Raw genomic sequence first — 11882 nt, forward strand, 5'->3', positions numbered from 1 at the left:
GTGGACACCGCGGCGGTGAGGCGTGTGTGGTGTCAGGCGGCCTTTGCCAACAGGCTGCCAAGCGCTTGCAGGGCACGCGAAACGCCTGCTTCGGTGGTGATGGTTCCCGGGGACATGCGCAGGATCTGACCGCGTGCATCCATATAGATCTGCTGGGCGCGTAGCTGCTCCAGCACCTCCGGCGCCGGGGTGTCCTGCGGCAGGGAAACCATCAGGCTGCCACCACGCTTGTCAGGATCCAGCGGGCTGGCAAGTCTCAGGCCAAGAGAGGTGAGCCCGTCGCACAGCTGCTGCGACAGGGCGCGGTTATGTGCCACGAACGCGGCATCGTCCTGCTGCATCCGCCATTGCAGCGCGGGCAGGCTGGCGACCGCAGGCAGGCAGGAGGGGGTGCCGTTGTCGAAGCGGCGCGCATCCGGGGCAAAGGAAAAGGCATCCAGTGCCCAGGAGAACGGGTTGTCCTGCGAAAACCATCCACGCAGGTCTGGCTCACACTGTGGCAGCAGGCCTTCATCCACGTAGATAATACCGGCGCCTGGCGTGCCACAGAGCCATTTGAGGCTGGTAGAAATCACGAAATCGGCCTTGGGTTTGGCCACGTCATAAGGCAGCAATCCGGCGCCTTGGGTGATATCGACGCCGATCAGGCTGCCCATCTTGCGGCCATGGGCAGCCAGACGTTCAATGTCGCTGCGGTGTGAACTGGTGGAGCTGATCCAGGTGAGCAGGGCCAGACCGACGTTTTCGTCCCATTCGGCCAGAATATCGTCATCCTCGACCCAATGGGCGCCTTGCCGCATGGCAACGGTCTGCAGGTCGAACTCGTAACGCTCCGAAAGACCGCTGAGCAGGAAATGCAGCGACGGAAAGCCATCCTCGGCCACCAGGACCTTTTTGCCTTTCAGTGTTTCGGCAGGCAGGGCACCGATCACCGACATCAGTGCGGCGGTCACGTTTTCGGCCGTGGTAAGGGTGCCTTGCGGCGCCTTGATCAGTTGTTCCCAAAGGTCAATGAACTGCTGGCGCTTGTGCAGGATCTCGCCCCATTGTCCGTCGTCGAAGGCGGCCCAGGTCTGGGCAAAATCATTCAACCCGCGGGACAGGTCGGCCTCTTTTTCGGGGTAGTGGCCGATGGAATGATACAACAGGTAGGCGTCGCCGCCGCCGGAAACTGCGGACATGGTCTTCTCCGTGGAATGGGATTGGGCGCCGGGGGCGCCGGGAGTGGGATGGCTCAGCCGGGGATTAGCGGTAGCCACGTTTATAGTGTTGTTCGAGCCAGCTGGTGAACCGGACCAGAGGCCACAGGAACGCGGCATAAATGGCGGCAGCCAGCAATAGCGGGGTCGGGTTGGCAAACAGCGCCTGCGCATCGGTTGCCTGTTTCAGTAGGTCATCCATCGCCACCACCGAGGCCAGCGAGGTGTCCTTGATGATCGCAACACAATAAGACGCCAGCGGCGGGATCATCATGCGAAAGGCCTGCGGCAGCACGACCTTGCGCATGGTGGTGAGAAACGAAAGGCCAAGCGCCTCGGAGGCTTCGAACTGGCCCTTTGGTACCGCTTCGATGCCCGCGCGCACCACCTCGGCGGTATAGGCGGCCAGCACCAGTGACAGGGCGATGGTGGCCGCGACGAAAGAAGAAAAGACGATCCCGGCAAAGGGCAGGGCGTAGTAGACGAGGATCAGCACCACCAGCACGGGGATCGCGCGCAACAGGTCTATGTAAAAGGTGGCCAGCAGCCGGAAGGGTTTCGCGGCATAAAGCCGGACCAGACAGATCAGCACGCCAAGGCTGCCACCCACCACAATTGCGGAAGCGCCCAGAAGAAGCGTGTTCAGCAGGCCGCGCATCAGGATGGGAAAGGCGCGCTGCATCACGTCCAGATTGAAGAAGATATCGAAAATTTCCATGTGATACTCTGCTGTCTGTAGGACGTTGGGCCAAAGGGTTGGTCCGGCAGGCGCAGCGAGGGTGGGCGATCCCATCCCCCGCTGCGCCCAACGTTTAGTCTGCCGAGGTCGGGACCGGCAGTGGGGTCACGGTCAGGCTGTCGGCCTTGGGCGCAACGTGGAACCATTTCTCGTAAAGCTTCGCCATGGTGCCATCGGTCTTCATCTCTGAAATCGCGTCGTTGAAGGCCTCAAGGCGTTCCGATCCCTTGGGCATCATGATGGCGAATTTGTCGCCGGTCGGGATCTCGACCGCAATGGACAGGCCGGTCATGTGTTCCTGATTGAAGGCATAGCGCAGGCCGACGATGTCATTGACGGCCGCGTCGATACGACCGCTGCGCAGATCCGTCAGCATGTTGGCGGTGCTGTCGTAGCTGGAATAGGACGCATAGCCGATTTCACCTTCGCGCTCTTTCAGCCAGTTTTCAGGGAAGGAGGTCGCGATGGAACCGACCCGCTTGCCGCCAAGGTCCGCAACGCTGGCGATGCCTGCGCCGTCCTTGGTCCCCACACCCAGGGCGCCGGAAAAATAAGGCTGGGTAAAGGATTGCGCCTCAAGCCGTTCGTTGGTGATGGTGAGCGAGGAAATCACCGCATCCACCCGGCGCGATGCGGTAGCGACGAAAAGCGCCCGGAAGTCGAGACCGCTGATCTCGGCTTCGGCGCCGATGCGAGAGGCGATTTCGTTGATGATGTCGACCTCGAAGCCTTCGAACTTGCCGTCTTCGTTCTTGTACTCCCAAGGCGGGTTGGCCGGGTAAGAGCCGATCTTGAGCGTCTCCTGCGCGGTTGCCGCAAGGCCGGATACCGCGACCAAGGCCGCTGCGGCCAGTCCGGTAAGCATTCGAGTTTTGAAAGTCATGGGAAACCCCCCTTGTTGAAGCAAGCTGCGCGGTTGATTGGGCTCCGCGCTTATCGTCTACGGTAGTCAGAATCAGTATACGGCTTCAAGCTTTTATTTTAAGTATAAACCTTTTCAGGCCTTATATGGCTGTGTATAAAGGGATTAGTTTGTTGTTTCTGTATACGAAAGTAGGGGCTCACATGTCGGATACACCCAAGCGGCACATGAAGGATGTGATCTATGATGCCTATCTGGGGCGCATTCAGCGCGGTGAGCTGACCCCCGATGACCGTCTGGTGGATACCGCCATTGCAGCGGAGTTCGAGGTGTCGCGGATGCCGGTGCGCGATGCCCTGATGCGGTTGACGCACGAGGGCTATCTGGCAAGCACCACCCGGGGCTTCACCCTGCCAACGCTGGAGCCGCGACAGATTCTGGAAATCTTTGAATTGCGACGCCTGTTGGAGCCCCGGGCTGCCGCACTCGCCACGCATGAGCTGACGGCTGATGATTTCGAGCGGATGCAGCAGGCCGTTACCCTGTCTGAAAGCACGCTTGAGACAGGAGACATAGAGGCGCTCTACCGTGCCTCCGAGGATATCCGGCGGACCTGGGTCATGGCGGTTCCGAATGCCGAGCTGCGCGACACGATCCAGCGCTACATGGTGCAGATACAGGCGGTCCGCATGGCAACCCTGCGCGACACCCAGGCGCACCGGGTACTGGTCGCCTTTCACCGCCGCATGCTGGAGACTTTCAAGAGCCGCAGGAGCGCGGATGTGGAGCTCTTGCTGACGCGCTTCGTGCTGGCCGGAGAAGACAGTTACCTGCGGGTGTCGGGCAATGAGGCGGGCACAGAATGAATCACCGGCGCCACAGTGCGCGCCGTATTTCAAGGGCTTTTCAGGGGCAGAGCATGACCAATCAGACACTGACCAAGACACGTGAAGATGCCGTGATCCAGATTTCCGGTCTCGACAAATGGTATGGCGACTTTCACGTGTTACGGGGGATCGACCTGACGGTGAAGAAGGGTGAGCGGATCGTCATCGCTGGGCCATCAGGGTCGGGTAAATCCACGCTGATCCGCTGCATCAATCGGCTGGAGGCCCATCAGGAAGGGCAGATTGTCGTCGATGGCACCGAGCTGACCTCGGATTTGAAGAATATCGGGCAGGTACGGTCCGAGGTTGGTACGTGTTTTCAGCACTTCAACCTGTTCCCGCATATGACGATCCTGGAAAACTGCATTCTGGCGCCGATGTCCGTCAGGGGCCTGTCGCGGGAAGAGGCCGAGGCCACTGCCCGCAGTTTTCTGGCAAAGGTGCATATCGAGAACCAGGCAGAGAAATATCCCGGGCAATTGTCCGGTGGTCAGCAGCAGCGGGTGGCCATCGCCCGGGCCCTGTGCATGCGGCCCCGCGTGATGCTATTTGACGAGCCGACGTCGGCCTTGGACCCTGAGGTCATTAAGGAAGTTCTGGACACCATGATCGAGCTGGCAGAAACCGGAATGACCATGGTTTGCGTAACCCATGAAATGGGATTTGCCCGGCAGGTGGCGGATCGGGTGATCTTCATGGATGAGGGAAAAGTAATCGAGGAAAACACGCCAGAGCTGTTTTTTTCTGCGCCACAACACCAACGGACCCAGGGTTTCCTCAACCAAATTCTTGGCCATTGATGGGGGGGCGTCCGGTTGCTCAGAAAACGGAATGAATGCGGAAAATTGAACCTGTTTTCCTTTTGATTCACCTTTCCAGAGGGGCGGGGGTAACCGGACATACATTAATTTTACCTAGCGTGAAGATCTCCAGGGCGTGTGTTGTCCTGCAACAGCACGGCTATGAGCGCTCTGTGAAGGCTCCAAATAGGTAAGTAACTATGCACCGTTTCTCTCTGCGCACTCAGGTTTTCTTATTGGGCGGCACCTTTGTTGCCATGCTTGCGGCCATTGCCGTGACATCCTGGCTCGTAAGTAACCGTCTCACCGAAAGTATCTATCAATCCCGCCTCGTGGTCGCTCAGCTGAAAAGCCTGGACGACATGAAAGAAGATATCGAACAGGGGCTGGCCGATCTTCTGGCCTATACCGGCGGCGATAATGCCGGTCTGGCCGGTCTGCGCGGCAACATCGAAGAGGTCGTTGCCGAAGTCGAAGCCGCCAAAGGTCGTTTCGTCGATGTTTCCATCGCCAGCGCACGGCAACCGGATGTCTTCAAGACCGTGATGACTCTGACGCCGACCTTGGACAGCTTTGCCGCAACGACCGCGGCTCTTGAACGGGCTGCACCCGAAGAACGGCGGGATCTGGCCTATGCCGAGATCGTTCCGGCCATTGCCCTCCTGCGTGATACCGTGAATGGCCTGCAGGACACGATGGGTGAGCGCACACAGGCGGTCGAAGCCGAAATCACTCAACTGATTGAGCGCAGTCGGCTTTTGCAGCTCGGTATCAGTGTTGCCGCTATGGCCGGTGCTCTGTTCATGGCGCTGGTGTTCGGTGTGCTTCTTAGTCGTCCCATCGTCGAAGCCGCTCGTGCGGTGAAGCGGCTGATGGACGAGGATTACAGCAGCGAAATCGCGGATACGCATCGCGGCGATGAAGTCGGGGAGATTGCCCGCAATCTTGCCGGGCTGCGTGACCGGCTTGCCGAAGCGCAGGTGACCGAGCAGAAAAACCAGCACGAGAATGCACGCCGGGTGGAATTGTTCCAGATCCTCAGTTCGTCGATGGCGCGACTGAAGGGGGGTGACATGCAGCAGCGCATTCCCTCTGGCGACTGGGTCGATCTGGGTGAAAGTTATGAAATGCTGTGCATCGACTTCAACGATCTGGCCTCGGCGCTGGGCGATCTTGTCGAGGAATTGCGGATCAGTGCCGGCGCTGTGGATCAGAACGCCCGCAGCCTGTCCTCGATGTCCGATGAAATGTCCCAGCGTGCCGAAACCCAAGCCGCTACTCTGGAAGAATCCGCTGCCGCGTTGGAGCAGCTGTCGGCCAGCGTACAGTCGGCTGCAGAACAGGCACAGGCTGCTGATCAGCAGGCCAAGGCCGGGCGCACCCGCGCCGAAAGCGGTGGTCAGGTGATGCAGGAGGCCAAGGCGGCGATGAGCTCGATCGCGGAAACCTCGGAAAGCATCACCAAGATCATCACCGTCATCGACGATATCGCCTTCCAGACCAGCCTGCTTGCGCTCAACGCTGGCGTCGAGGCTGCGCGGGCGGGTGAAGCGGGCCGCGGTTTCGCTGTTGTCGCCTCCGAGGTGCGCGGCCTGGCCCATCTGGCGGCCAAATCGGCCAATGATATCAAGGAACTCGTCGGCAGCAGCGCTAAGCAGGTTGCAGAGGGCGAACGCCTGGTAGAGGCAACCGGTGACACGCTGAGCGAGATCGTCAAGAGCGTCACCGAGGTTTCTGAGCTGGTGTCCTCCATCGCCTCCTCTGCCACCGAACAGGCCTCGGGCCTGCAGGAGATCAACGTCGGCGTTGCACAGCTGGATCAGGTCACGCAGCAGAACGCGGCCATGGTCCACGAAACGATCGGGGCAAGCCAGAAAATGCAGAGCGAATCCTCGCGTCTGACCGACCTGTTGCAGCGTTTTGCGGGCACTTCGGACGCGGAACAGCAAGCGGCCTGAGCGTCGGCTTGGCGATGCGAGCCTTGTTAAAGCGAGACACCCCGGCAGCTGCGCAGGCTGTCGGGGTGTGTATTTCGGGGAGGCGCCGCAAGCGGCATCTCAGAACCTGAGATGAGCTGGATCTGCCCCTACGCAGTGCCGATGGATACTGAGCCGAATACAAAGACCTTGGCGCTGATTTACGTTTTTTTACCGACATGTCTGTAGATGTTGCCGCTGGTGCTACTGCGGACCTTTGTAAACCGTTTCCTGTACTGCCTCTGACCCGAACCGCATGAGAATGAGAAAACACCATGGCTGAACCAGACTGGTTATCCGACCTCGTTGCATCCCTTGCCGGCAGTAAGGGCAACGACCACATGGGCGGCACCACCGGCGATGACACACTGAGTGCCGATCTCGGTGACGATACGGTCGCCGGTGAAGAGGGTGATGATGTCATCGACGGCGGTGGCGGCGACGATATTATCTTTGGCGACATGGGTGACGGTTTCGACCAGGGCATCGATGCCAGCCCGTTGGAGCTGAAGCTCAGCAACCTTCAAAGCGTGTCTCACGATGGCTGGACCGGTTCTTCTGGCGACAACGCCGTTTTCAGCGACATCGCAACCCTGGAGGACGGCAGCACGGTCTGGGGTAGGTTGGTTCTGGTCGAGAAATCCAACCCGAACATGTGGGTCGAATTCGGCTATGCAGAGGGCGCAGAGGTCTTGCTGGACGGTGATCAGCCGGGGGACCGGGCGACCTTCCGCCTGGAATTCTTTGACCCGGTAACCGGCGACCCGATCTACCTGAATTCGACTGCGACATTCAACGATGTGGATGACAACAGCTACGCGGGCGATGCCGAGGCGGTCATCATTGATGGCAACAGCTTCACCTCCTTCGGGGTGTCGGCGGATTCCTCGCTCAACACCGCGATCGATGGAAATATGGTCACCGCGACCGGGACTGAGCTGAACGATTACACCGATCAGGACGCCTGGTTCTCGGCCGGATTCGAAGACCGTTCCTCGATCGAGTTCACCCTGCAAACGCGCGACGGCCTGGCCGGTTTCACACTATCGGGTGATGTGATCGACGATGCCGTCGTCACCACCATCGAACAAGGCAATGACACGGTTCTGGCAGGTGATGGTAACGATGTGGTCCTTGGCCAGGGGGGGGATGACTCCCTGTTCGGGGAGGAAGGACATGACAGGCTTGATGGCGGGGCTGGCAACGATTTCATGGAAGGTGGGATCGGCAACGACACTCTGATCGGCGGGGATGGTGCGGATACGCTGGCCGGTGGCGATGGCGACGACTATATCGAAGGTGGTCTTGGCAACGATTACATGACGACCGGGATCGGCAATGACACGCTGATCGGTGGCGAAGGCGATGACACGCTTAAGAACTCGGCCGGGGATGACAGCCTTGTCGGCGGCGTTGGCAACGACAGCATCGTTGCGACCGATGGCAACGATACCTTGGAAGGCGGAGAGGGCAACGACACCCTTTATGGTGGCAATGACAACGACAGCCTTGACGGTGGTACCGGTGACGATTCCATGGATGGCGGCACCGGCAACGACACGCTGATCGGTGGCGATGGCGCGGATACGATCGCGGGTGGTGATGGCGACGACTACATCGAAGGCGGTCTTGGCAACGACTACCTGACCACGGGTCTTGGCAATGACACGCTGATCGGCGGCGAGGGCGACGATACGCTCAAGAACTCGGCCGGGGATGACAGTCTTGTCGGCGGCGTCGGCAACGACAGCATTGTTGCAACCGATGGCAACGATACGCTGGAAGGCGGCGACGGCAACGATACGATGTACGGTGGCAACCACAACGACCTGCTTGTAGGTGGCGCCGGGGATGACATGATGTTCGGTGAGGCCGATGCGGATGTCTTTCAGATGTCCGACGGCTTTGGCAATGACACCCTCACGGGCGGCGAGGCCGGGGTTGACTACGACACAGTCGATATGTCGGCTGTCACTACGGGCGTTTCGGTCACCTACACCGGCAATGAAGCCGGGACGATTACCGACGGCGCCGACACGATTACCTTTTCCGAGATCGAAGCGCTGACCCTGACGGATCAGGCCGATGTGGTTGATGCTTCGGCGGATGCCAGCGGCGTGAAGATCGATTCCGGCGCGGGCGATGACACCATCAAGATGGGTGCCGGGGATGATTCCATCACCAGCGGCGCCGGCTATGACCAGATGGTGCTGACCACCTCGGGCGGCGTCGATACCATTGGCGACTTCGACATGGGGGACGATGACAGCGACTCGTTCTTCAACGACCAGCTTGATGTCTCTGAGCTGACCGGTGGCACCGGGCCGGATGGGGCCATCCGCACGATTGATGTCACCGTCACGGATGATGGGTTCGGCAACGCGCTTTTGTCTTTTCCGGGCGGTGAGAAACTGGTGCTGAGCGGCGTTGCTCCCGGGGCTATTTCAACCCATGCCCAGCTGATGTCGGCGGGCATTCCCTGTTTCACGCCCGATGTCCTGCTGGCCACCAGCCGCGGCGCTGTGCCTGCAGGACGGATCCGGGTGGGCGATCTGCTGCAGACCGCCGACAACGGTTTCCAGCCGGTGATCTGGGTTGGCAAACGGGAGCTGAGCCCGGCCGAACTGGCGCTGCGACCGGAGTTGCGCCCTTATTGCCTGCGCCCGGATGGCTTGCTGCGGCCAGAGCGGCCGATGCTGCTGTCGCCGCAACACCGCCTGCTGGTCAACCGCCGCACCTTTGGCCAGGAGACACCGTTTGGCGAAAGCTTCCTGTCGGCGAAATTGCTGGCGGAGGTCGACGAGAATTGCGGCCAGCTCTCAGAGGTGACGGGACCGGTCACCTATGTGCATTTGATGACCGAGCGGCACGAGGTGATCTTTGCCGAAGGCATCGCGACCGAAACCTTCTGGCCTGGCCCCGAAGCGATCCGCGGGCTCTCTGCCGAGGATCTGCGCGAACTGCTCTATCTCTTCCCTGAACTGGCCGCCGTGCACGGGCTGACGGGTGAAGAGGGCCGCGGATATGTTCGCACCGGTTATGGAGATCTGGCACGCCAGTCTCTGAAGAGGCGGGACCTGCAACACCTGCCAGCCGCCTGATGTCACTCTGGCAGGACTGGTCCCCGCATCAGTCGCAGGGTTGCCTTTAGCCCGGTCCGGGTATTCTCGACGAAAAGCTCCCCATTGTGCAGCTCGGCGATTTCCTGGGCAATCGCCAGTCCCAGCCCAACGCCGCCACCGCCGATATGCCCGCGGGAAAACGGGCGCAGCATGGCGGCAATCCGGTCCGGCGGGATGCCCGGCCCGTCGTCCTCGACAATGACGTCAAGCGCCTCGGATCCGGCTCCCGAAATCGACACCGAGACCTCGGTGCCATAGGTCAGCCCGTTGTCGATCAGATTGCTGAGCGCGCGGCGCAGCTTGTCCGGCTGCCCTTGCATCAGGCTTTGCCCGCCGGTGTATATGTCCACCGGAGCGCTGCGGCCAAAGACGGTGGGAACCCCCGGCAGACGCAGGGGGGGCTGACCTAGAAACCGCACCGCACGCCCGGTGTCGCGGTAATCATCCACCAGGCTTTCGACAAGGCTGGAGAGCGCGAACTGGTGGCTCTGCTCGCTTTGGTGGCGGATGCTCAGCAGATCAAGGGCACCGTCGATGATGCCGGAAATCTCGTCCAGATCGGCGCTGAAGCGCTGGTGCAGCTCTTCATCCTCCAAGAGCTCGCTGCGCAGGCGCAACCGGGTGACGGGCGTGCGCAGATCGTGTGAAATCGCCGCCAGTCCGCGCACCTTCTGAGCCTGCTCCTCGGCAAAGCGTTCCTTCAGCAGATCAATGCGGTCGCGTACCTGAATGGCCTCACTTGAAGCCAGTGGCGGCAGCTTTGCTGGATCGCGCCGGGCCAAAAGCCGGAAGGGCGCCGCAAGGTTCAGCGCCAGCGGGATGATGGCGGCCATGCCCAAGAGGAAACCCGCAAGCCCGATCAGCGCCACCTTGGTTTCTTCCAGACGCGGACGCCACAGGCTGGGGGCGGCAATCGACAGCACCGTTCCGTCAGATTGGAACAGCGACAGGGTGGCGCCGCTGTCCTGACGGGTGATCGCGCGCGAGAGGTCGCCCAGACGCCGTTCGGGCGATTGCGGTTCACTGGCCGCGCGCAGGATGTCCGGCAGTTTCGGCGGCGTGTCGAACACAGCTGCGGCACGCAGGCGGTGACCATCGAGGATCAGGATCAGCGGCACCGTATGGGCGGCCTCGGCGGTAAAGCCGCTGGGCGTGCGCTGCCATTCATAGGGCGGCAACGTGCCCGACGCTGCACCATCGGACCCACTTGCCTGCCGCAGGATCTGCAGCATCGCAGGCCCCGAGGTTTCGGCGATCAGCAGTGCGGCGCGGCGGTCAAAGATGCGGTAAGAGGTCCAGCCCGCCACCACGATCCCGGCCACAAAGGACAGCGCCACCAACAGCGGCAGGCGCTGGGCCAGCGATCCGGGCAATTGCCCCAGACCCTGGATCAGGAGGGAGCGCAGCCGCATCCGTCAGCCGCTGACCGGCGCCGAGAACTGATAACCCCGGTTGCGCACGGTCTTGATGAAATCCGCGTCCGGCGCCGCGGCCGAGAGTTTCTTGCGCAAGCGGCTGATCAGGATATCGACGCGCCGGTCCTCGGGGCCAAGCTCGACACCAAAGATGTCGCGGCCGATCACATCGCGCGACACCGGATCGGGCAGGGCGGAAATCAGCGCCGTGATCAGCTGGTACTCGGTCGAGCTGAGCGGCACCAGCATGCCCGCGGGGCTGTGCAGCTTCTGCCGCGCGCAATCCAGCATCCAGCCGGAAAACCGCACCTGTCCCGTGAGCATGCTACGCTCGCCGGGTCCCTTGCTGCGCCTCAGGAGCGCGTTCATCCGCGCCAGCAGCTCGCGCGGATTGAACGGTTTTTCCAGATAGTCGTCTGCGCCCAGCTCCAGCCCGATGATGCGTTCGGTGTCGCCTTTTATGGCCGAAAGGATGATCACCGGCACCTCGGATCGTTCGCGCAGCCAGCGGCACAGCGACAGCCCGTCCTGTCCCGGCAGCATGACATCGATCACGTAGATGTCGAACTCCTGCGGCGCCAGTTCTTGCGCGGCTTCGGCGGAGGCAGAGACGCAGCAGTCAAAACCGCGGCCTGAGAGATAGGTGGACAGAAGATCGGAAATCTCGCTGTCATCTTCGACGATATGCACGCGGGGCACGGGGCAGGGTATCCTTGGTCGTATGTCGGAGCCACCATCATAGCGGGACCAACGGCAGGGTATGTAACAGTTTGTATCGTATCGGTCCTGACTGTGTGGAAGAACGCAACAAATCGCAACAAATTGAATGGACCGCGCGGGCACAAGGTCCGGTAGAGTGAGCCATCAGGTGCCTGAGGAGAC

The 11882-nt window shown here is 61.0% G+C and carries 9 protein-coding genes; 4 read left to right on the forward strand and 5 right to left on the reverse strand.

Going from position 1 to position 11882, the window contains the following annotated elements; all coding sequences use genetic code 11:
• Nucleotides 1-32: 32 nt before the first annotated feature.
• The 3 genes from SM763_RS10140 to SM763_RS10150 form a co-directional block, all read right to left on the reverse strand.
• Nucleotides 33-1181 carry an aminotransferase class V-fold PLP-dependent enzyme gene (locus tag SM763_RS10140; RefSeq protein WP_368998440.1) on the reverse strand — a complete coding sequence of 383 codons (1149 nt, stop codon included), beginning with the start codon at nt 1179-1181 and terminating at the stop codon, nt 33-35.
• A 64-nt stretch (nt 1182-1245) separates the two neighbouring features.
• On the reverse strand, nt 1246-1917 hold the full coding sequence (locus SM763_RS10145; protein ID WP_065272818.1) for an amino acid ABC transporter permease: 672 nt from the start codon (nt 1915-1917) through the stop codon (nt 1246-1248).
• Between the two features lie 94 nt (nt 1918-2011).
• Nucleotides 2012-2821, reverse strand: coding sequence for an ABC transporter substrate-binding protein (locus tag SM763_RS10150; RefSeq protein ID WP_368998441.1), 810 nt, complete (start codon nt 2819-2821; stop codon nt 2012-2014).
• A gap of 182 nt (nt 2822-3003) precedes the next feature.
• Here SM763_RS10150 and SM763_RS10155 point away from each other — a divergent pair, with 182 nt between their 5' ends.
• The 4 genes from SM763_RS10155 to SM763_RS10170 all read left to right on the forward strand — a co-directional run bounded on the left by SM763_RS10155 (nt 3004) and on the right by SM763_RS10170 (nt 9564).
• Entirely contained in the window at nt 3004-3666 is a 663-nt protein-coding gene (locus SM763_RS10155; protein WP_274839757.1) for a GntR family transcriptional regulator, read from the forward strand.
• A gap of 53 nt (nt 3667-3719) precedes the next feature.
• Complete coding sequence (locus SM763_RS10160) at nt 3720-4487, forward strand: amino acid ABC transporter ATP-binding protein (protein WP_368998442.1); 768 nt, start codon at nt 3720-3722, stop codon at nt 4485-4487.
• Between the two features lie 200 nt (nt 4488-4687).
• Nucleotides 4688-6445 carry a methyl-accepting chemotaxis protein gene (locus SM763_RS10165; protein WP_274839756.1) on the forward strand — a complete coding sequence of 586 codons (1758 nt, stop codon included), beginning with the start codon at nt 4688-4690 and terminating at the stop codon, nt 6443-6445.
• A 293-nt stretch (nt 6446-6738) separates the two neighbouring features.
• A complete protein-coding gene (locus SM763_RS10170; RefSeq protein ID WP_368998443.1) occupies nt 6739-9564 on the forward strand; it encodes a Hint domain-containing protein in 2826 nt (941 codons plus the stop codon).
• Between the two features lie 2 nt (nt 9565-9566).
• On the opposite strand, the gene SM763_RS10175 is transcribed toward SM763_RS10170, so the two are convergent.
• The gene (locus SM763_RS10175) at nt 9567-10997 is read right to left on the reverse strand and encodes a sensor histidine kinase (RefSeq protein WP_368998444.1); all 1431 of its coding nucleotides are present in this window, start codon (nt 10995-10997) and stop codon (nt 9567-9569) included.
• Nucleotides 10998-11000: 3 nt separating this feature from the next.
• Nucleotides 11001-11699, reverse strand: a complete 699-nt coding sequence (locus tag SM763_RS10180; RefSeq protein WP_368998445.1) for a response regulator transcription factor — start codon at nt 11697-11699, stop codon at nt 11001-11003.
• Nucleotides 11700-11882 lie beyond the last annotated feature (183 nt).

The sequence above is a fragment of the Pseudophaeobacter sp. C1-32P7 genome (genome assembly GCF_041008775.1).
GTDB classification, from domain to species: domain Bacteria; phylum Pseudomonadota; class Alphaproteobacteria; order Rhodobacterales; family Rhodobacteraceae; genus Phycobacter; species Phycobacter gallaeciensis_A.